21 protein-coding genes and 1 pseudogene are annotated in these 20389 nt (G+C 71.3%); 13 read left to right on the top strand and 9 right to left on the bottom strand.

Features of this window, described 5'->3' with window-relative positions; genetic code table 11:
* Window positions 1-41: 41 nt before the first annotated feature.
* From QOL88_RS37300 to QOL88_RS37290, 3 genes and pseudogenes are all read left to right on the top strand, one after another.
* Window positions 42-331: pseudogene (locus QOL88_RS37300) on the top strand (family 1 glycosylhydrolase); the annotation flags it as partial.
* On the top strand, window positions 323-412 hold the full coding sequence (locus QOL88_RS37295; protein WP_257028108.1) for a hypothetical protein: 90 nt from the start codon (window positions 323-325) through the stop codon (window positions 410-412). The pseudogene QOL88_RS37300 and the gene QOL88_RS37295, both read left to right, overlap by 9 nt.
* Window positions 413-626: 214 nt before the next feature.
* Window positions 627-1454, top strand: a complete 828-nt coding sequence (locus QOL88_RS37290) for an SAM-dependent methyltransferase (RefSeq protein ID WP_097222605.1) — start codon at window positions 627-629, stop codon at window positions 1452-1454.
* A 54-nt stretch (window positions 1455-1508) separates the two neighbouring features.
* Here QOL88_RS37290 and QOL88_RS37285 read toward each other — a convergent pair whose 3' ends face one another.
* A complete protein-coding gene (locus QOL88_RS37285; protein WP_097222604.1) occupies window positions 1509-2423 on the bottom strand; it encodes a helix-turn-helix domain-containing protein in 915 nt (304 codons plus the stop codon).
* A 153-nt stretch (window positions 2424-2576) separates the two neighbouring features.
* Complete coding sequence (locus QOL88_RS37280; protein WP_097222603.1) at window positions 2577-2807, bottom strand: DUF397 domain-containing protein; 231 nt, start codon at window positions 2805-2807, stop codon at window positions 2577-2579.
* 229 nt (window positions 2808-3036) lie between these two features.
* On the opposite strand from QOL88_RS37280, the gene QOL88_RS37275 reads away from it, so the two are divergent.
* The 5 genes from QOL88_RS37275 to QOL88_RS37255 all read left to right on the top strand — a co-directional run bounded on the left by QOL88_RS37275 (window position 3037) and on the right by QOL88_RS37255 (window position 9324).
* A complete protein-coding gene (locus QOL88_RS37275; RefSeq protein ID WP_097222602.1) occupies window positions 3037-3621 on the top strand; it encodes an ATP-binding protein in 585 nt (194 codons plus the stop codon).
* A 28-nt stretch (window positions 3622-3649) separates the two neighbouring features.
* On the top strand, window positions 3650-4195 hold the full coding sequence (locus QOL88_RS37270) for a hypothetical protein (protein WP_097222601.1): 546 nt from the start codon (window positions 3650-3652) through the stop codon (window positions 4193-4195).
* A gap of 248 nt (window positions 4196-4443) precedes the next feature.
* On the top strand, window positions 4444-7179 hold the full coding sequence (locus QOL88_RS37265; RefSeq protein ID WP_179879068.1) for a SpoIIE family protein phosphatase: 2736 nt from the start codon (window positions 4444-4446) through the stop codon (window positions 7177-7179).
* A 128-nt stretch (window positions 7180-7307) separates the two neighbouring features.
* A complete protein-coding gene (locus QOL88_RS37260) occupies window positions 7308-8672 on the top strand; it encodes an FAD-dependent oxidoreductase (protein ID WP_097222600.1) in 1365 nt (454 codons plus the stop codon).
* A 157-nt stretch (window positions 8673-8829) separates the two neighbouring features.
* Window positions 8830-9324, top strand: coding sequence for a lamin tail domain-containing protein (locus tag QOL88_RS37255; protein WP_097222599.1), 495 nt, complete (start codon window positions 8830-8832; stop codon window positions 9322-9324).
* Between the two features lie 32 nt (window positions 9325-9356).
* Here QOL88_RS37255 and QOL88_RS37250 read toward each other — a convergent pair whose 3' ends face one another.
* The 5 genes from QOL88_RS37250 to QOL88_RS37230 form a co-directional block, all read right to left on the bottom strand.
* The gene (locus QOL88_RS37250; protein WP_097222598.1) at window positions 9357-10871 is read right to left on the bottom strand and encodes an FAD-dependent monooxygenase; all 1515 of its coding nucleotides are present in this window, start codon (window positions 10869-10871) and stop codon (window positions 9357-9359) included.
* A gap of 108 nt (window positions 10872-10979) precedes the next feature.
* Window positions 10980-11354, bottom strand: a complete 375-nt coding sequence (locus tag QOL88_RS37245; protein WP_031110827.1) for a roadblock/LC7 domain-containing protein — start codon at window positions 11352-11354, stop codon at window positions 10980-10982.
* Window positions 11355-11411: 57 nt separating this feature from the next.
* The gene (locus QOL88_RS37240; RefSeq protein WP_097222597.1) at window positions 11412-11933 is read right to left on the bottom strand and encodes a roadblock/LC7 domain-containing protein; all 522 of its coding nucleotides are present in this window, start codon (window positions 11931-11933) and stop codon (window positions 11412-11414) included.
* Between the two features lie 38 nt (window positions 11934-11971).
* On the bottom strand, window positions 11972-12808 hold the full coding sequence (locus QOL88_RS37235) for a hypothetical protein (RefSeq protein ID WP_283445919.1): 837 nt from the start codon (window positions 12806-12808) through the stop codon (window positions 11972-11974).
* The gene (locus QOL88_RS37230) at window positions 12805-13239 is read right to left on the bottom strand and encodes a hypothetical protein (protein WP_097222596.1); all 435 of its coding nucleotides are present in this window, start codon (window positions 13237-13239) and stop codon (window positions 12805-12807) included. The genes QOL88_RS37235 and QOL88_RS37230 overlap by 4 nt, the downstream gene beginning before the upstream one ends.
* 262 nt (window positions 13240-13501) lie before the next feature.
* Between QOL88_RS37230 and QOL88_RS37225 the strand changes: the two genes are divergently transcribed.
* Window positions 13502-13942: a VOC family protein gene (locus QOL88_RS37225; RefSeq protein ID WP_097222595.1), complete on the top strand. Its 441-nt coding sequence runs from the start codon at window positions 13502-13504 to the stop codon at window positions 13940-13942.
* The gene (locus QOL88_RS37220) at window positions 13885-14211 is read left to right on the top strand and encodes a nuclear transport factor 2 family protein (protein WP_107426753.1); all 327 of its coding nucleotides are present in this window, start codon (window positions 13885-13887) and stop codon (window positions 14209-14211) included. Before QOL88_RS37225 ends, QOL88_RS37220 begins: the two co-directional genes overlap by 58 nt.
* Window positions 14212-14251: 40 nt before the next feature.
* Here QOL88_RS37220 and QOL88_RS37215 read toward each other — a convergent pair whose 3' ends face one another.
* Window positions 14252-16675, bottom strand: coding sequence for a SpoIIE family protein phosphatase (locus tag QOL88_RS37215; protein WP_097222594.1), 2424 nt, complete (start codon window positions 16673-16675; stop codon window positions 14252-14254).
* Between the two features lie 151 nt (window positions 16676-16826).
* Here QOL88_RS37215 and QOL88_RS37210 point away from each other — a divergent pair, with 151 nt between their 5' ends.
* The gene (locus QOL88_RS37210; RefSeq protein ID WP_097222593.1) at window positions 16827-18290 is read left to right on the top strand and encodes an aldehyde dehydrogenase family protein; all 1464 of its coding nucleotides are present in this window, start codon (window positions 16827-16829) and stop codon (window positions 18288-18290) included.
* Window positions 18291-18362: 72 nt separating this feature from the next.
* On the opposite strand, the gene sigJ is transcribed toward QOL88_RS37210, so the two are convergent.
* Complete coding sequence (gene sigJ, locus QOL88_RS37205) at window positions 18363-19289, bottom strand: RNA polymerase sigma factor SigJ (protein ID WP_097222592.1); 927 nt, start codon at window positions 19287-19289, stop codon at window positions 18363-18365.
* Between the two features lie 101 nt (window positions 19290-19390).
* On the opposite strand from sigJ, the gene QOL88_RS37200 reads away from it, so the two are divergent.
* Window positions 19391-19759, top strand: coding sequence for a hypothetical protein (locus QOL88_RS37200; protein WP_097222591.1), 369 nt, complete (start codon window positions 19391-19393; stop codon window positions 19757-19759).
* Between the two features lie 52 nt (window positions 19760-19811).
* Window positions 19812-20360 carry a GNAT family N-acetyltransferase gene (locus QOL88_RS37195; protein WP_097222590.1) on the top strand — a complete coding sequence of 183 codons (549 nt, stop codon included), beginning with the start codon at window positions 19812-19814 and terminating at the stop codon, window positions 20358-20360.
* Window positions 20361-20389: the final 29 nt, after the last annotated feature.

Here is a 20389-nt window from a genome sequence, read left to right as displayed (position 1 = left end):
ATTTCCAGATTAGCGGTTCGCGTAGCGGGCGCGGGGCGCCGATGCCGCTCCCCACGCGCCGCTCTCGATCGCCTCGGGCTGCACCGGGGCTGCCCCCGGTGCTGGTTGAGGGCACGACTGACTTCCCGAGCTTTCCGCCCGGCTTCGTGTTCGGGGCCGCGACCGCCTCCTACCAGATCGAGGGGCGGTGCGGGAGGACGGGCGCGGGCCGTCCATCCGGGACACGTACAGCCACACCCCGGGGCGGGTGGCGAACGGGGACACCGGTGATGTCGCCTGTGACAACTTCGAATGGGCCTTCCGCTACGACAAGCGCTTCGGGATCGTCCGCGTCGACTACGCCACGCAGCAGCGGCCCCCCAAGGACGGCTACCACTGGTACCGGTCACTGATCGCCGCGCAGCGACGGTGACTGTGCCGGCGAGTCTTCGAGTACCCCGTCCGGATACCGGTGACTCAAAGTTGCCGAATGGTCACATACAGCACACATGCGGCACGATCGGCAACCATCTTGTCGTTCGATCGTGGGCACCTTCGCCAGTGGGCTGGCACCGCCCAACTCCCGCTCCCTAGGATGTACTTCCTGTCCAGCCAGTCCGTTGGCGCGGCACCTTGCAGGGGGAACAATGCACTCCGAGAAGCAGCTGTCCACCGAGATCGACGCGAACGTGCCGACGGCAGCGCGCATGTACGACCACTACCTGGGCGGCAAGGACAATTACGCGGCCGACCGCGCCGCGTGCGAGGAACTCGACAAGGTCGTGCCGAGCACGCGCCGCCTCGCCCTGAACAACCGGCGCTTCCTCCAGCGGGTCGTGAAGACCCTCTCCGAGGAGTACGGCATCCGCCAGTACCTGGACCACGGATCCGGCCTGCCGACACAGGACAACGTGCACCAGGTCGCCCAGCGCATCGACCCCACGACCCGCGTGGTCTACGTGGACAACGACCCGATGGTGCTGGTCCACGGCCGTGCGCTGCTGGAGCAGGACGAGCGGACGACCGTCATCCACGCGGACCTGCGCGAGACCGACCAGATCTTCGGGCACGCCGACACCAAGCGGCTGATCGACTTCTCCGAGCCGGTGTGCGTGCTCTTCAACTCGGTCTTCCACTGCATCCCGGACAGCGACACGGACGGACCGGTCGCGGTGGCCCGCCGCGTACGGGAACGGCTGGCGCCCGGCAGCTTCATGGTGATGTGCCAGCTGGTCAGTGAGGACCCGGAGGTCCGGGCCTTCGTCACGAACTTCATGGACCAGGCGACCCACGGCAACTGGGGCCGCGTGCGCGAACCGAAGGACGTGGCGACGTACTTCGAGGGGCTGGAGATCCTGGAGCCGGGGCTCGTGGAGGTGTCCACCTGGCGCCCGGACACCGAGGTGGCGCCCCGTCAGCTCACGCACGAGTGGATCGAGTTCGGCGGCGTCGGGCGGATCCCCCTGGAGAAGTGACCACGCCGATGCCTCGCGTGGGACGGTCGTCGTCCCACGCGAGGCATCGGTGCGTCACGGGTAGCGCTGCTCCATCGTCTGCCGCAGCAGCTCCATCGAGTCACGCGGCTGGAGCGCCTCGTCCGCGAGCCGGTCCAGCGCGATCCGGTACTCCTCGGTCTCGTCGCGGTCCTCGAGGAAGTTCGCGCTCTTGATGTGCTCCAGGTAGACCACATCGGGGAGATCGAGGCCGCCGAAGCGCAGATACGTGATCGGAATGGCCGGTGCCGAGGCGTTGGTGACACTCAACGGCACGATCTGCAAGGTCACGTGGGAACGCCCGGCCATCTCGACGAGGTGCGCGAGCTGCTCCCGCATCACCTCGATACTGCCGAGGACGCGCAGCAGCACGGACTCGTCGATGATCGCCCACAGCTGCGGGGCGTCGGTCCGCGACAGCAACCGGGCGCGGTGCCTGCGCAGTTCGACGCGCCGCTCCACCTCACCGGCCGGCGCGTTGGGCAGGCCACGCTGCACCACGGCCTTGGTGTAGGCGGGTGTCTGCAACAGGCCGGGCACGTACTGGATCTCGAAGGTACGGATGGTGGCCGCGGCCTCCTGCAGCCCGACCAGCCGGTCGAACCACTCGGGCATCAGCCGCTTGTCGTACCGCTGCCACCAGCCCGGCTCCCCGGCCCGCTGAAGCAGCTTGAGCAGCACGGAGGCTTCGTAGTCGTCGGTGCCGTACAGCTCCAGCAGCGCGCGGACGTCGTTCTCCGTCGGCGGGCGGCGGCCCTTGCCGGACTCGATGCGGGACAACTTCGCGGCACTGAACCCGACAGCGCGCGCCGCCTGGTCCTGGGCGAGCCGGGCGTCCTCACGGAAGCCGGCGAGCTGCACACCGACCAGCATCTTCAGCAGAGTCGGCGCGGGCTCGGGCCTGTCCAGATAGGGTTCCAGGCGGGAGATGCGATGCGACGCGGCGGACATCCTGACTCCCAGCAGACCGACACAAGGGCGACTTACACTATCGCACTTCACCGGGCCTTCACGCATCCGCCCGCAGCGCCCCCGCAGAAGTAGGGAGTTGGGCTCCGCTTCGCCCTGAGAGCGTCGCGCCGCGGGCGGGCCGTCACCACCCCCTCACAACAGGTGGTCGAACTCGCCGTCCTTCGCTCCGGCCAGAAAGGCCGCGACCTCCGCCGACGTGTACACGAGGGCGGGTCCGTCGGGGTCGCGGGAGTTGCGCATCGCGATCCCGCCGTCGACGAGGGGGGCGACTTCGACGCAGTTGCCCTCGGCGTTGCTGTGCCGGCTCTTCATCCAGCAGGCTTCCAACGAGCTTGCCTGCACTCCGTTGCGCACTGATGGCACCGCAGTCTCCTTGCTGTTCTCGTTCTCCGCCGCACAGGGTGTGCCGGCCGTTCGTCCGAGCCCGGCCGCGTCCCTTCGACCGCACTCGTCCCGGCTTGCGTACCCACAACGGCTTGATTCTCACGCAATTTCTCGTGCAATTGCACGCGAGCGCCTTCAGCGTGGATAATAGCTGCGGCGTCAACCCCCGGGCTGGCGCCCCGTCCTGACGTCGCATCGGGGAGATGCCGTGTCATCACCTGCGCAGCACGTGCTCCGGCCGCCGAGTGGGGCTGCGGCGCACGCGGGCGTTCCCGGGGCGGGCCAGTCCTCGCCGGCCGGCCCGCACACGCTCCCGTCATACGGGAGCCCGCCCTCGGTGCCGAAGACACTGCCGCAGTTCTCGGGTGCCCTGTCCGCCTCGACCGCGCTGCGTGTCGAGTGCAGCCGGGAGGGGTTCGCACGAGCCCGGTCCTTCACCCGCGACACCCTGCACGGCTGGTCCCTCGACCACCGCTGCGACGACGCGACGCTCGTCATCACCGAGCTCACCGCCAACGCCGCGACGCACGCGGCGCGAAGATGCCCGGGTGTGCCGGAGATCCGGCTCGGATTCCTCCTGGACCCCACCCATCTGCTGGTCACGGTCGCCGACGCCGACGACCACCCGCCCGTGTACGCGCCGACCGGCGTCTCGCTGGAAGAGCACGGCCGGGGGCTCTGCATCGTCGACGCCCTGTCCGAGGAGTGGGGCTGGGCCCCCACTCCCCCTGCGGGCAAGACGGTCTGGGCCAGGTTGTCGACCCGGCCGGCCACACCCTGTCCACCCCTTTGACACGACTGCCGCGGAAAGGCCCCTCGCCATGCGCAGCGCTTCGACGGAACACCCGAGCAGCGAGCGCCCCGAGCGCCCCGACGCCCCGAGCGGGGTGGCCCGGAAGACGCCGCTCACGGCACTGGACCGCGTGCCGTGGGGCGACATCCAGGACTCCACCGGCTCGGCGGCGGCCATTCCCCACCTCCTCGACGGCATCGCCCGGGGTGATGCCGACACCGCCCGCTCCGCCCTCGACGACCTGCGGAAACGGATCTGCCAGTTCGGCTTCGTCGTCGAACAGGCGACCGCGGCCACGGTTCCCTTCCTGTGGGAGCTGGCGAAGCTGCCGCAGGTGACCTGCCGGGCCCAGATCATCGGGCTGCTCAAGAACATCGCCGACGCCCGGCAGTGGGAGAGCACCGCGGCCGTCTATCCGAAGCTGCTCAACCACCGGGAGAATCCGGTGGTGTGGGAGCGTGCGGCGCGCCAGGCGGTGCGGGCCCGGCGCGACGAGCTCGGCCGGCTGATGGCGGACGAGGACGGCGAGATCGCCCGGGCCACGTCCGAGCTGGCGCGTTCGCTGGGCGCGTGAGGCCGTCGGGACGGTCGCCGGGCAGGTAAGGACCGCCGGCCCGGTGGATGGGCGCGTGACCCTGGGGACCGCCGGCCCGCTGGGCGAGTGAGTCCCTCGGCGCGCTCGCCGGGCGCCTGAAGCTGTCGTACGTTTTCGGTGGGCAGGGCGGCCGTGCACGCCCGCAGACGTGACGAAACGGTGAGGACCCCCTGCCACCATGGGTGATGCCCCTCGCCTCCCGGGGCCGGGCAGTGTAGACATGGCACATGGTCCGACTCTTGGGTCGATCCGGGACTCGATCGCCCCTGCGGCCCGGCGCTGCGCCGTCCACACGGCAGCGGCGGGAGGCGGGCTCGTCGCGGTGGCAACCGGTGGCGGGGCTGCGGTCGGTGCTGGGCGGACGCAGCGTCGCCGGACAGGTGTTCCTGCTCGTCGTGGTGATCGTGCTGCTGCTGGTCGTGGCGGCCGTGGTGGCGCTGGTGCTCCAGGTACGGCACGACACGACGCAGGAGGCCCGCAACCGCTCGCTCGCCGTCGCGGAGACCTTCGCGAACGCGCCGGGCACCGCCGCGGCGCTGCAGAGCCCCGATCCCACCGCCGTGCTCCAGCCGCGCGCCGAGGCCGCCCGCGAGGCGTCGCAGGTCGACTTCATCGTCGTCATGAACACCGACGGGATCCGCTACACCCACCCCAAGCCGGACCGTATCGGCAAGAAGTTCGTCGGGACGATCGCCCCGGCGCTGGCCGGGGAGTCGTTCACCGAGGAGATCGAGGGCACGCTCGGCCCGCTCGTCCAGGCCGTGGTGCCGGTGAAGGACCCGGGCGGGCGGGTCGTGGGGCTGGTCTCGGCGGGGATCACCACCAAGAACGTCGGCGGCACCGCCGACCAGCAGCTGCCCCTCGTGCTCGCGGCCGCCGCCGTGGCGCTCGCCCTGGCGACGGCGGGTGCCGCGCTGGTGAGCCGGCGGCTGCTGCGTCAGACCCACGGCCTCGGGCCGCACGAGATGACCCGGATGTACGAACATCACGACGCCGTGCTGCACGCCGTCCGCGAGGGCGTGCTCATCGTCGACGACGGGGGCACCCTGCTGCTCGCCAACGACGAGGCACACCGCCTGCTCGGACTGCCCGCCGACGCCGAAGGCCGGCACGTCCTCAGCCTCGGTCTCGACCCGGGCACCGCCGACCTGCTGGCCTCCGGACGTGTCGCCACGGACGAGGTGCACCTGGTCGGGGACCGGCTCCTCGCCATCAACCAGCGGACCACGGACCGTGCGGGCGTCCCGCCCGGCAGCGTCGCCACCCTGCGCGACTCCACGGAGCTGCGGGCCCTGTCCGGGCGGGCCGAGACCGCGCGCGAGCGGCTCAACATGCTCTACGACGCCGGAGTGGCCATCGGGACCAGCCTGGACGTGACCCGCACGGCCGAGGAACTCACCGAGCTGGCCGTGCCCCGGTTCGCCGACTTCGTCACCGTGGACCTGTTCGACGCGGTGCTGGGCGGAGGGCAGCCGACCGCGGCGGCGGCGCTCAGCCGGACGGCGGTGAGCGGGATCCGCAAGGACGCGCCGCTCTACCCGGTCGGCGAGCGGATCAGATTCGTCGAGTCGTCCCCGCAGGGCCGCAGCCTCGCCACCGGCGGCCCGGTCCTGGAGCCCCGGCTCAGCGAGGCCCCGGGCTGGCAGGCCCAGGACCTGGAGCGCTCCGCGCAGATCGTCACGTACGGCATCCACTCGTTGATCACCGTGCCGCTGCGGGCCGGCGCCCTGGTGCTGGGCGTGGTCAGCTTCTGGCGCTACGAGAAGCAGGAGCCCTTCGACACCGACGAGCTGGCCCTGGCCGAGGAGCTGGTCGCGCGGGCCGCCGTCTCCATCGACAACGCACGCCGCTACACGCGCGAGCACAGCATGGCGGTGACCCTCCAGCGCAGCCTGCTCCCCCGCAACCTGCCCGAGCAGGGCGCCCTGGAGGTCGCCTACCGCTATCTGCCCGCGCAGGCGGGGGTGGGCGGCGACTGGTTCGACGTGCTGCCGCTGTCGGGGGCCAGGGTCGCGCTCGTGGTGGGTGACGTCGTCGGCCACGGGCTGCACGCCGCGGCGACGATGGGCCGGCTGCGCACCGCGGTGCACAACTTCTCCGCCCTCGACCTGCCGCCCGAGGAACTGATCGCCCTGCTGGACGAGTTGGTCGGCCGCATCGACCAGGACGAGACGGAGGACGAGGGCAGCGCCCCGGTCACCGGCGCGACCTGTCTGTACGCCGTCTACGACCCGGTCTCCCGGCGTTGCACCGTCGCGCGGGCCGGGCATCCCCCGCCCGCGCTGATCCACCCGGACGGCACGGTGGAGTTCGCCGACGTGCCCGCCGGTCCCCCGCTGGGGCTCGGTGGTCTGCCGTTCGAGACGGCGGAGCTGGAGCTGGCGGAGGGCAGCCGGCTGGTCCTGTACACCGACGGGCTGGTCGAGGACCGGGAGCGGGACATCGACGTCGGCCTGGAGATGCTGCGCGAGGCTCTGGGCCGGGCCGACGAGTCTCCGGAGGACACCTGCCGGGTCGTGCTCGACTCGCAGCTCACGGCCCGTTCCAGCGACGACATCGCGCTGATCGTCGCGCGTACCCGGGCGCTGGCCGCCGACCAGGTCGCCGAGTGGCCGGTGCCGGCCGACCCCGCGGCCGTGGGCGAGGTGCGGGCGGCGGTCAGCCGGCAGCTGACCGAGTGGGGCCTGGACGAGTTGACGTTCAGCACGGAGCTCATCCTGAGCGAGCTGGTCACCAACGCGCTCCGGTACGGCGGCGGCCCCATGCGGGTACGGGTGCTGCGCGACCGCAATCTGATCTGCGAGGTGTTCGACAGCAGCAGCACCTCACCGCACCTGCGGTACGCGACCATGACGGACGAGGGCGGGCGGGGCCTGTTCCTCGTCGCGCAGCTCGCGGAACGCTGGGGGACGCGCTACCTGCCCGCGGGGAAGGTGATCTGGGCGGAGCAGCCCCTGCCATAAGCGCCACTGGGGACTACCCATAAAGTAGCCTTATGAGCTCATAGACTGGACCCTCGTACCGACTTAGGCATGCCTTAGTTTAGGCTTCCCGTCGAGATCGCTTGTCGCCGCTCGAAGGGAACCTGACCATGCCCCGCCCCCTGCGGGTAGCCATCGTCGGATCCGGCCCCGCCGGGATCTACGCCGCCGACGCCCTGCTCAAGTCCGAGGTGGCCGCCGAACCCGGTGTGTCCATCGACATCTTCGAGCGCATGCCGGCGCCGTTCGGACTGATCCGCTACGGCGTCGCCCCCGACCACCCGCGGATCAAGGGCATCATCACCGCCCTGCACCAGGTGCTCGACAAACCGCAGATCCGGCTCTTCGGCAACGTGGACTACGGCACCGACATCGGCCTGGACGACCTGCGCGCGTTCTACGACGGCGTGATCTTCGCCACCGGTGCGACGGCCGACCGGGCGCTCTCCCTGCCGGGTATCGACCTCGACGGCTCGTACGGCGCCGCCGACTTCGTGTCCTGGTACGACGGCCACCCCGACGTGCCGCGCACCTGGCCGCTGGAGGCCGAGAAGGTCGCCGTGCTCGGCGTCGGCAACGTCGCCCTGGACGTCGCGCGCATCCTGGCCAAGACGGCGGACGAGCTGCTGCCCACCGAGATCCCGGCGAACGTCCACGAGGGCCTGAAGGCCAACCGGGCCAAGGAGATCCACGTGTTCGGCCGGCGCGGCCCGGCACAGGCGAAGTTCAGCCCGATGGAACTGCGGGAGCTGGACCACTCCCCCAACATCGAGGTCATCGTCGACCCCGAGGACATCGACTACGACGAGGGCTCGATCACCACGCGGCGCGGCAACAAGCAGGCCGACATGGTGGCGAAGACCCTGGAGAACTGGGCGATCCGCGACATCGGCGACCGTCCCCACAAGCTCTTCCTGCACTTCTTCGAATCCCCGGTCGAGCTCCTCGGCGAGGACGGCAAGGTCGTCGGTCTGCGCACCGAGCGCACGGAGCTGGACGGCACCGGCAACGTCAAGGGCACCGGCACGTTCCACACCTGGGACGTGGGCGCGGTGTACCGCGCGGTGGGCTACCTGTCCGACAAACTCCCCAAGCTGCCCTGGGACATCGACTCCGGCACCGTCCCGGACGCGGGCGGCCGGGTCGTGCAGGAGTCGGGCGAGCACCTGCAGTCCACGTACGTCACCGGCTGGATCCGGCGCGGCCCCATCGGCCTCATCGGGCACACCAAGGGCGACGCCAACGAGACCGTGGCGAACCTGCTCGACGACTACCGCAACGAGCGGCTGCACACGCCCGCGACCCCCGCCCCGGAGGCCGTGGACGCGTTCCTCGCCGAGCGCGACATCCGCTTCACCACCTGGGACGGCTGGTACCGGCTCGACGCGGCGGAGAAGGCTCTGGGTGAGCCCGAGGGCCGCGCGCGCGTGAAGATCGTCGAGCGCGAGGACATGCTGCGGGCCAGCGGCGCCTGACGCTTCACACCTGACGTTTTACCTTCCGCGGGGCGGGTTCGGTGGCAATGTCACCGGACCCGCCCTTTCGTGTACTTGAACCGTGTACGATCCGGATGCTTCACCGAACCATCACATCGCCTTCATCTGAAGGCCATGCAGGGGGGACGAACGTCCAATGCGTATACGCCTTGTCGCCACCACGGCCGTCGCCGCCGGGGCCCTGACCGCCCTGTCGGCGGTTCCGGCCCAGGCCGCCGAGTACGACTCCGCGCTGAAGATCCGGGGGATCCAGTACGACGCTCCCGGCCGCGACTCCAACCGCTGCTCGGGCGGGAACACCGCCGAGGAGTACCTGACCATCAAGAACTACTCGCGCTCCACGACGGTGAACCTCAAGGGGTACGTCGTGAAGGACGCCGCGGGGAACAAGTTCACCTTCACCGCGAGCCACACCCTTCAGCCGGGCGACTACGTGAAGCTGCGCGGCGGCAACGGGTCCGACTCCGACACGAAGAACGTCGTCTACCGCGACAACTGCAACTTCATGTGGAACAACGACAAGGACACGATCTACGTGTACAAGCCGTCAGGCAGCCGTGCCGACGTGCACTCGTACACCAGGAACGGCTCCGACGCGGACCACAACGGGTACATCACCTACCACGGCTGATCCCTTCGCCGAACTGGCTGCCGGCCCCTCGTCTAAGGGGCCGGCAGCCAGTGGTCGAGGTAGGCGCGCAGGCCCGTGAGGTCGGTGCCGCGCGCCAGGTATCCCACGTAGCCGTCGGGTCGTACGAGCGCGTGGGTGATGTCCGGCCACGGGCTCCGCGTGCCGAGGCGGTGCACGCTCACCAGGTCGCGGCGTCCGCCCAGCGACGGGTCTTCGGGCCAGGCGCGGTCGGGGCCGGTGAGCAGGAGGTGGTAGCCCGGTCCGGCGATACGTCGTTGGAGTCCGGCCGGGGTGTCGGGCAGGCGGTCTCCGGCGCGTGGCCCCTGCCGTGGACGGTGCGGTCCGGTGCTGGAGGCGGGGCCGCGGCGGTAGTGGATGGCGAGTTCGGACACCGTACGGAACAGGCGTGCCCGGGCGGCGGTCGCGCGCAGCAGCAGCGGGGCCACATGCGGGGCGAGACGCGTCCGGGCCAGTCGCAGGGCGGGGTGGCCGCTCGTACCGACGGTGAACGCGCGGTCGGTGAGGCGGCGGACGCCGTGGCCGACCGGGGCGCGTTCCGCCTCGTAGGTCTCCAGCAACTCCTCGGGTGCGGCGCCGCGGCAGACGTGGGCGAGTTTCCAGCCCAGGTTGAGGGCGTCCTGGATGCCGGTGTTCATGCCCTGTCCCCCGGCCGGACTGTGGATGTGCGCCGCGTCGCCGGCGAGGAAGAACGGACCCTTGCGGTAGTGGGCGGCGCCGCGGTTGTGAATGCGGAAGCTCGTCATCGAGACCGGATCGCGCAGGACCGGCTTGTCGGGTGTCCAGTCGTCGGCGATCCGCTGGAGAAGGTCCAGCGTCACCTCGCCGACGCGAGCGCCCGGCGGGTGCATCGCGATCATCCGCCAGGTGGCCGGAGTGCCCAGCGGGAAGAAGAACAGCAGCCCGGCCGCGGTCATGTACGTGTGCGCGGCACCCGGCTCCAGTCCGTCGGCCTCCAGATCCGCCAGCAGGAACGTCTGCGGATAGGCGTACCCCTCGAAGGGGATACCCGCCCGGGTACGCACGGTGCTGTGTGCGCCGTCGCAGCCGACGACATAGCGGGCAGCCACGGTCTCCTCGGTGCCGTCCTCGTGTCGCAGACGGCAGGAGACGAGGTCGCCCTCCGGTTCGGCGGTCAGCAGCTCCGTGCCCCGCTCCACCGTCACGTCCCGGGCGGCCAGATGAGCCGACAGCACGGCTTCCGTCTCCGACTGCGGGAGGAACAGCAGGTAGGGGTACGGCGTGTCGTCGCAGCCGACGTCGAACACCGGCACGCGCAACACCCGTCGGGGCAGGTGCAGGTGCAGTCCGACCGTCGCGTTGCCCCGGTCGACGAGGTCGTCCGTCACGCCGAACGGGGTCAGCATCTCCAGGGTGCGGGGCTGGATCGCCGGGGCGCGCGACTCCCGGGCCCGGGCCGGCGAGCGGTCCACGATCCGGAACGGAGTCGCGTAGGAACGCAGTTGGGCCGCGAGTGCGAGCCCGGTGGGGCCCGCGCCCACCACAAGCACATCCAGGGGTGCCGTCATGACACACACCGTAGACGCGGCCGGTCGCGCGCATGTCGTCGCCGTGCGGCGTGCCGGGGCCCTCCGCGACGCGTGCGTGGCGGAGGGCCCCCGTCCGGTGTACTGGTCTCAGACCTCCAGGTCGGCTTCGATCCGGCGCAGTTGGTGGCGGGCCATCGCGAGGTTGGCCCGGCTCCCGTCGAGCACGAGGTAGAGGAAGAGTCCGCTGCCTCCGCGCCCCTTCAGGAGACGGATGAGGTGGTACTGGGTGTTCAGGGTGATCAGGATGTCCTCGATCTCCTCCTTCAGTCCCAGGTGCTCCATGGTGCGCAGCTTGGACCGCACGACGTCGGTGTTGCCCGCGGCGGCGACTTCGAGGTTGAAGTCCTTGGTGCCGCCGAGGGTGCCGAGGGCCATGCCGCTGGTGTAGTCGACGAGTGCGGCGGCCGTCGCTCCGTCGATGGAGCTCAGGCATTCCTTCAGCGCGGTCTCCGTGTTGGCCATGCGCTCGGTTCCTTTCCTTCGGTCTTCTGCTTCGGTGGGTCAGGACGTTCGGGTGGCTCAGCTGCCGGTCTGCGGGCGTGGCTGGTGCGTGGGCCGCTGCGGGGTGCGTACCGGGAGGGTGCCGATGGGCCGGTCCGTGGCCGGGGCCACCGTGGCGAGGTGTTCTTCGGGCGCCGGCCGGTCGGCGTGGCGGCCGGTGCCCGGGCCCACGCGCGTGGCCAGCAGGTCGGCGATCCGGGCTCCGCTGCGACGGCCTTCGAGGTGGAGGCGGCCGACGTTGACCCGGTCCTCGGCCAGGAGGGTGAGCACGGCGGTGGTTCCGGCGGCGTAGGTCGCGACGTAGCCTCCGGAGCCCCGCACCAGCAGTTCGCGGAAGTCTCCGCGAGAGGCGGCGTCGGTCATGCGGTAGGCGACGCCGAGCGCGGCGGCGGTGAGCGCCGCGAGTCCCTCGGGCTCGGTGTCCGGCACGTCGTGGGCGAGGACGAGTCCGTCGACGGTGGCCGCGAGGGAGCCCGTCAGCCTGGGTATGCGGGTGCGGAGCCGACGCAGTTCGTCCAGGACGTCGGTCTCGACGGCCATGAGCAGTCTCCTTTCGGCACGCTGTCTTCGCGCGCGGATCACAGTGCCTCCAAGGCGTGCAGGAGCCGTCGCAGCAGTGCGGTGTCGGGCTCGTCCGGCGCGGGGGGACGAGGGGTGGGGCCCGGCTCGGCGGACACGATGGCGGGGGCGGACGCTGGGGCTGGGGACGGGGCTGAGGAGGGGCCAGGCAGGCGCGGGGCCACGGGAGCCACCAGCCCGGCCGCGGCCAGGCGGCGGAGTTCCACGAGGGTGTGGAAGGTGCGGCAGGCGAGGGCCGTCGCGATCTGGGCGGCGGTGCGGACACCGTCGACCTGGGCGAGGGTCCGGCCGCGGCGGGCCGGCAGATCCGTGGCGTCCGGCCCGGGCACCCGGGCGAGCGGCGCCCGGTCGACGGCGGGTTCGGGCCATATGCGGTGCAGCAGTTCGCGGCGGCGTCTGGACTCGCGCAGGACCGTGTCCACCGGCACGGACCGGACCGCGCCGAGCCAGTGTGCGGCTCCGGGACGGAACCGGAGCGCCGGCCCGTCGTGGGCGAGGACGAAGTACGCCGCGTCGAAGAGGGTGCCCAAGTGGCACAGTTCCAGCGCGCCGGCGGCGAGGTGGCCGCTGTCCACCAACTGCCGTCCGACACGGCAGCGGCGGCCGGCCTGGTCGATCGCCTCCCACCAGCCGTCCGGGGCGAGCGCACCGCTGTGGGTGAGCAGGTCGCCGAGGTCGGGCGTGACGGCGGACTCCACATGGACGACGCGTCCCTCGGCGAGGTAGACGATGCCCGTCTCGGTGGACAGGGCACCGGTGGCGCCTTGTGCGGCGAGTGTGCCGAGCAGGGCCGAGGCGGGTTCGTCCGTGCGCAACGCCGGGGTCGACAGGGTCATCCGAGCACCAGCCGGTCCGCCATCTCGGCCAGCCGTATGCGGGCCAGGGCGAGGTTCCCTTCGCCGCGGTCGAGCCATAAGTGCACGAACACGGTGCTGTCGAAGGTCGTGGTGACGAACCTGAGCAGGTGGTACGAGTCGGCGTTCGTGATGATCAGGTCCTGTACGGGGGGTTCCTTGCCGGACGGCCCGCCGAGGCCGCCGCCGGCGGTCTCCCCCGTGGCGTCGTCGCCGCCGGTGAGGGCGAGGACGCCGCTCTCGGTGGCGAGCCGGGCGAGTTCGGCGGTTTCGGCCGCCGTCGCCTCCGCGTCACCACCGGGTGCGTCGCCCACCGCGCCCAGCGCAAGACCACTGATCCAGTCGACCACCGACGCCCCTCGAGCACCTGGCAGCCGCATGGCCTCCAGCAGGCTCTCGTCGATTCCGGGCACGCCGAACCCCCTCCCCCTGCACGGCCGTTCCCGCGAACGTGAGCACGACACTACGGTGTGTGCTCGGCGCAGGTGAACGCTTTGGCATTTTCCAAAGGAATGTGCAGAGAAGCGATCGAGGGGTGAGCGGGGCCGGACCCAACCGGGCAGGATGGGTCGCGCACACCCCTGGTGACGTTGACCGCCCGCCTCGACCAGCCGTTTCCCGGGGCTTCGGCACGCGGAGCGGCTACCGTGGCAGTCCCTACGGAAGAGGCCCTGCATGGCGGTCCAGCGGATGGACAACGTTCTCATCGTCGTCGACGACCTGGAGGCCGTCATCGCGTTCTTCGTCGAACTCGGCTTGGAGCTCGAGGGCAAGGGGCCACTCGAATGGCGCGGGGCGGAGCGTGTCATCGGGCTCGACGACATTCGGCAGGATGTCGCCATGCTGCGGGTTCCGGACGGCCCCGGGCGGGTGGAGCTGGCGAAGTTCCACAGGCCGGCGGCCATCGCACCCGAGCCGAAGGACGCTCCGGCGAACACCCTCGGCCTCCGTCGCGTCATGTTCGCCGTCGACGACGTCGAGGACGTCGTCACCCGCCTGCGAGCCCATGGTGCCGAAGTGGTCGGCGAGATCGTGCAGTTCGAGAACATCTATCGGCTCTGCTACGTCCGCGGGCCCGAGGGGATCGTCGTAGGGCTCGCCGAGCAACTCGGCTGACCTGCGGTGTCGCGACATGTCACACCGGTAGGGCCGACGCGCATGACAGCGGAATCACCGGCGCGGACCGTGAATTCGAACTCCGGCAGATCTTCGCCGAGGGCGACGACGTAGTGCTCATCGGGCGCATGGTCTCCGAGGTCAGGATGACGGGCCGGGGCACCGACACCGCGTTCGCCCTGCACACCACGGTCCGGGACGGGCGGATCACCCGCTACCACCTCTACGAGGACAGCTACGCCGTCGCCGAGGCCTACTTGGGTGACTGACCGTCCCGGAGCGGCTTAAGCTTCCCGGACCCGCAGTCGCTCAGACATCGGGGAGCGTCTGCTCCGCCCAGATGACCTTGCCGTTGGTCGTGTGCCTGGCGCCCCAGCCCTGGCACGTCTGGGCCACCAGGAGCAGCCCCCGTCCGCCCTCGTCGTAGGTGCGGGCCCGTCGCATGTGCGGGGCGGTGGTACTGCCGTCCGACACCTCGCAGATGAGGGTCCGGTCGTAGATCAGCCTCAGCTCGATGGGGGGCTCGGCGTGCCGGATGGCGTTGGTGATCAGTTCGCTGACCACCAGCTCGGTGACGAACACGCAGTCGTCGAGGCCCCACTCGGACAGTTGCCGGCACGCGTTCTTGCGTGCCACGGCGACGGCGGCGGTGTCGGCCGGTACGTCCCAGGACGCCACGTGGAAGGTGTCGAGGGCGCGGGTGCGGGCCACGAGCAGGGCCACGTCGTCGGCCGGCCGTTCCGGAAGCATGGCTCGCAGGGCCGCGTCGCAGGTGCCCTCGAGTGAGGCGTCGGAGGTCCGCAGGATCCGGAGGAGCATGTCCATGCCCTCGTCGATGTCGCGGGCCCCGGCCTCGAGGAGACCGTCGGTGTACAGCGCGAGGACGCTCCCCACGGGCAGCTCGCGTTCGAGGGCCTCGAAGGGCAGACCGCCGAGCCCCAGGGGAAGTCCCGAGGGTACGTCGAGGAACTCCGCCCGCCCGTCCGGTGTCAGCAGCGCCGGGACGGGATGCCCGGCTCGTGCCAGGGAGCAGCGGCGGGAGACCGGGTCGTAGACGGCGTACAGGCAGGTGGCGCCGATGTCGCCGGTGCTGTCGGCACCCGCGGCCAGGTGGCTGACGAGGTCGTCCAGGTGGGTGAGCAGCTCGTCGGGAGGGAGGTCGACGTCGGCGAGGGTCCGCACGGCGGTCCGCAGCCGCCCCATGGTCGCCGAGGCCTGGATGCCGTGGCCGACGACATCGCCGACGACCAGCGCGACGCGGGCCCCGGACAGCGGGATGACGTCGAACCAGTCACCGCCCACCCCGGCTTGTGTGGTGGCGGGCAGGTAGCGGGAGGCCACGTCGAGGGCCGACTGTTCGGGCAGGCGTTGTGGCAGGAGGCTGCTCTGCAGGGTGAGTGAGGTGGCGCGCTCCCGGGTGAACCTGCGGGCGTTGTCGATGCAGAGGCCGGCTCTGTCGGTGATCTCCTGGCCGAGCAGCAGGTCGTCCTGTTCGAAGGGTTCCGGGTTCCGGTGGCGGGAGAACGTGGCCACTCCGAGGGTGAGGCCGCGCGCTCGCATGGGCACGGCCAGGACCGAGTGGAACCCGAACCGCCGCATCCGTTCCCCCCGCTCGGGGGTCTGGCGCAGGACGTCCGCCATGGCCTCGCCGGTGACCCGCTGGATCAGTGGCCGGCCGGCGGCCAGGCACTCGGCCGCCGCCGACTTGTCCGGGTAGACGGCCACGGTCCCGTTCGGGACGACGGCCTCGGGACAGCCTTCGAGAACCGACTGGTGGGCGACACGGCGCAGCCGCACGGGGCCGTGCGGGGAGCCCGCGGGCGGGTCGTCGCCGTCGTCGATGGAGGGCAGCAGGTCGACGGTGACGAAGTCGGCGAGCCACGGTACGGCCACGTCGGCGAGCTCCTGCGCGGTGCGGTCCAGGTCGAGTGTGCTGCCGATGCGCAGGCTGGCCTCGTTCAGCAGGGCCAGCCGCTGCCGGGCCACGTGCTGCTCGGTCATGTCGTGCGCCGAGAGCAGCACCCCTTGCGTCCGGCCGTCGCCGGCTCGTACCGGGGCGAGGGACACGTTCCACACGCTGGGGCGTTCCTGGCCCGCGAGCTGCAGCGAGAGCAGGAGATCCTGCCGCTCACCGGTGTCCAGGGCACGCCGCATGGCCTCTTCGGTGCGGTCGGCCTGCGGGTGGTGCACGATCTCCGAGACCCGCAGTCCGCTCATCGCCTCCTCGGACAGGCCGATCACCCGTTCCATGTCCGCGTTGGCCCTGACCAGCCGCAAGCCGGTGTCGTACAGCGCCGTCGTGCAGGTGGACTGGGTGAAGCTCCGCCTGAGGAACGCGTCGTCGTCGGGGCTCACCCCGGGGCGGCCGACCGCCGTGAGCAGGAGCCACTCTCCGTGACCGTCTCCGTCCTGCCGGAGGTGAGCCAGGAGGTTCACGGTGATGACGTGTCCCTCGCGGTGCAGCAGCGTCACCCGTCCGCACCACCTGGGGAGCGTGGGCAGGGAGCTCAGGGCCTGCTGCGGGGGCCCGTCGGCGAGCAGTACCGAAGCGGGCCGGCCGAGCACCTCCGAGGCCCGGTAGCCGAGCAGTCGGCGGGCCCCCTCACTCCATCCTGTGACGGTGCCGTGCCCGTCCACCACGGCCTTCGCGGTGGTCGCGGTGACGGTCTCGTCGACGAGGTCCTCGGGCGGTGGCCCACTGCCCTCGCCCGGGACGGACGCAGATCTCGCCATGGAGCCTCAACCCGCCTCACCCGCTCGGCATTCTTACTGCTTCGCTCAGATATGTCCCAAGAATGACAGATAGCCCCGCCCCGGGTTGAATGGCCAGGGACGCTGATGGGCCGCGTGGGAGCATCCGACGGCCAGGGCGGAGGTCGTGACCATGCCTGTCGACGGCGAACGGAACTGGCCGGACGCGGCCGAGTGGACGGGGAAGATCTACAGCGAGGGCTGGCGGACCGCCGGGGGCGGCACCAGCCCGGTGATCGAACCGGCCACCGGTGAGCCTCTGGCGCGGGTGGGCGTGGCCTCTCCCGCCGATGTCGAACGGGCGGGCGCCCGCGCCGGCCGGGCCGCGCCGGAATGGGCGGCCACCCCCGCGTCCGAACGGGTCGACGTTCTGACGCGTGCCGGTCACGCCCTGCGGGAGCACAGCGAGGTGGTCCGCGAATGGATCGTCCGGGAGTCGGGGGGCGTCCCGGCCAAGGGCGACTACGAGATCACGGCCGGTCTCGGCCAGCTCCAGCACGCGATCGGGCTCGCCTCGCAGCCCCTGGGCGAGGTCCTCGCGCCGCTGACGCCCGGCGGGACGAGTCTGGCGTGGCGGGTACCGCTGGGCGTCGTCGGGGTGATCACCCCGTGGAACGCGCCGCTGCTGTTCGCGATGCGGGTCCTGGCGCCTGCGCTGGCCCTCGGCAACGCGGTGCTGCTCAAGCCCGACCCGCTGACTCCGGTGTCCGGCGGTGTCCTGGTCGCCCAGTTGTTCCGGGAGGCCGGGCTGCCCGAGGGCGTGCTGCACGTCCTTCCCGGTGACGCGGCGACCGGGCGGGCGGTCGCCGCCGACCGGCATGTCGCGATGGTCTCGTTCACCGGCTCCACCGCGGTGGGGCGTGAGGTGGCCCGGATCGCCGGCGAAGGACTCAAACGCGTGTCGCTGGAGCTCGGCGGCAAGAACTCGATCGTCGTGCTGGAGGACGCGGACGTGGAGGCGGCCGCCGCGGCGGGTGCCATGAGTTCGTTCGGCTACCAGGGTCAGGCCTGCGTCGCCGCGGGACGCCATGTGGTCCACGCGAATGTCGTCGAGGCGTACACCGAGGCGCTCGTCCGGCAGGCCCAGGCGCTGCCGGTCGGCGATCCCCGCGTCGAAGGCATGGCGCTGGGTCCGGTGATCAGCGAGCGGCAGGCGGCCCGGATCGAACGGATCGTGGACGAGAGCGTGGCCGCCGGAGCACGCGCGCTGACCGGCGGCAGCCGCGAGGGGCTCTTCTACCCGCCCACCGTGCTGGACCGTGTCGACCGGTCCATGCCGGTCTTCCACGAGGAGATATTCGGACCTGTCGCTCCCGTCGTCCCGTTCCGCGGCGAGGACGAGGCCGTGGAGATCGCCAATGACACGGCGTACGGCCTGACCGCCGCCGTTCACTCGCGGTCCGTGCCCCGGGCGACCGCGCTGGCGCAGCGGTTGCGCACGGGCATGATCCACATCAACGACGTGTCCGCGAAGGACGCCGCGAACGCGCCCTTCGGCGGCATGGGTGTCTCGGGCAACACCTCCCGCATCGGCGGCACCGCGAGCCTGGAGCAGTTCACTCAGTGGCGCTGGATGACGGCGCCGGGGCGGTGGTAGCCGCTCGGTCTCGGCGAACATTTCGAGCCCAACATTGGGTGTTGCGGCATGAGCTGACGGCTCGTCAGGGCCTTACAGGTTTCTGGACTGCCGAGCCCAGGCCCGAAGTTTCGCCGGGTTGCGGACCGCCCAGATGCGTGTGACGCGACCGTCGGTGACCTCGAACGCGGCCACGGTCATGACGACGCCGGCACGCTGTGCCACCAGGCCCGGCACGCCGTTGACCGACCGCTCCAGGAGTTCGAGCCCCGGGGCCTTGTCGGCGATGGCCACCATGTACTGGGCGATGCGCGCGCCGCCCTCGACCGGGCGCAGGACGGCACCGACGTTGCCGCCGCCGTCGGCGGTCATCACGGCGGCCGGGTTGAGGAGGCGGACGAGGGCCGCGATGTCCTTGCTCTCCCACGCCTCTTTGACGTGCCGCACCACGTCGGCCTGGCCGATCGCCGTCGCCCGGGGGTGCGCGCCGCCCACCCGCCGCCGGGCCGAGGCCGCAAGCTGCTTGCAGGCGGCGGGGGTACGGCCGAGAACGTCCGCGATCTCGGCGAACGGGTAACGGAAGACGTCGTGCAGGACGAACGCCACCCGCTCGGCGGGCGTCATCGACTCCAGGACGACGAGGAACGCCACGGACACCGACTCGTCCAGGACGACCTGGTCGGCGGGGTCCGCAGGACCGGCGACGCCGGGGCCGCCCGTGTGGTCCCACTCGGTGCGGTCGGGCAGCGGCTCGGGCAGCCACGCTCCGACATAGCGTTCGCGGCGGGATCGGGCCGAGCCGAGCAGGTCCAGGCAGATGCGGCTGGTCACCGTCGTCAGCCAGGCCCCGGGCGACAGGATCTCCTCCTGCCGGCTTCGTGGCAGCGCGTACCAGCGTGCGTAGGCGTCCTGCACGGCGTCCTCGGCCTCGGTCACCGAACCGAGCAACCGGTATGCCACGTTGATCAGTTGGCGCTGTTCGCCCGCTATGTCATCCGTACTGGTCCCGACCGTCCCCATGCTTGCGGCGACCCCCTCGCCTTACCTTTGGCAGCCTCGCGTCGTCGGGCTGGTGAGACCTTATCGATCTACCGCCCGACGGCGGAAGAGAGGACTGTGACATGGCCACTCAGGTGACAGCGACGGCGCGGCGCGGCTCCACGTTCCTTCAGATCGCGATCGCCCTGCAGACGTTGACCATCTTCCTCCAGGCGGCCTCCGCCGGCCTGTTGCTGACCTCGTCCTACGGAGAGGTGCTGCACAGTGTCGGAGCCCGGGTGATGTACGGGGCGTCGATGCTGTACCTGCTCGCCGCGGTGCTGGCGTGGAAGCCGGGCGGCGGCTCGCCCCGGCCGGTCCGGCACGCGTCGGGTTTCCTCGTACTCGCCTCGGTCCAGGTGGTCCTGGGCATCGCGCACGTTCCGTCGCTCCATCTCCCCCTGGGCGTCCTGATGTTCGGCCTGAGCGTGCTGGCGTTGGCGCGGCGCTGAGGTCCGGCCACACCTGCCGGCGCGAGTCGGGGGTTGCGATAGTTTGCCCGCCATGGCTGAACTCGGAAGCGGCACCTGGCCACCTGCCACGTCGAGGACCGAACGGCTCGTGCTTCGCGCGTCCGAGGCCCGGGACCGCGCCGCGTTCATCGAGCTGTTCGCATCGCCGGAGGTGGGCACCTACGTCGGCGGCTCCCGGCCGCGTGAGGAGCTCGAGCGCGTGGTGCCCGAGGTGCCCGGGCGGCGCCCCGGGGTCTTCGTGGCCGAACTCGACGGGACGATGATCGGCATGGTCACGCTCGATCGGCGCGACGCCGAGCGTCCGGGTCACCTCGGTCCGGATGCCCAGGAGGCCGAGCTCGGCTACATGTTCCTGCCGGAGGCGTGGGGGCACGGGTATGCCGCCGAGGCGTGCGCCGCCGTCCTCGACTGGTTCGCCGCCACGTCCCCCGGCGAGCCGGTGGTGCTCTGCACGCAGAGCACCAACGACCGTGCGATGCGCCTCGCGGCGAAGCTGGGGTTCGCGGAGGTGGAGCGGTTCGAGGAGTACGGCGCCGAGCAGTGGTTCGGCGTGTGGTCCCCGGTCACCGCGTCCGGCTGATTCCGGCGGCTGCGCCGAGCAGTGAAGCG

It is taken from the genome of Streptomyces sp. Ag82_O1-12 (assembly GCF_900182715.1).
Taxonomy (GTDB): Bacteria; Actinomycetota; Actinomycetes; order Streptomycetales; family Streptomycetaceae; genus Streptomyces; species Streptomyces massasporeus.
The sequence above is the reverse complement of the archived record's forward strand: the minus strand, read 5'-3'. Positions and strand labels throughout refer to the sequence as shown.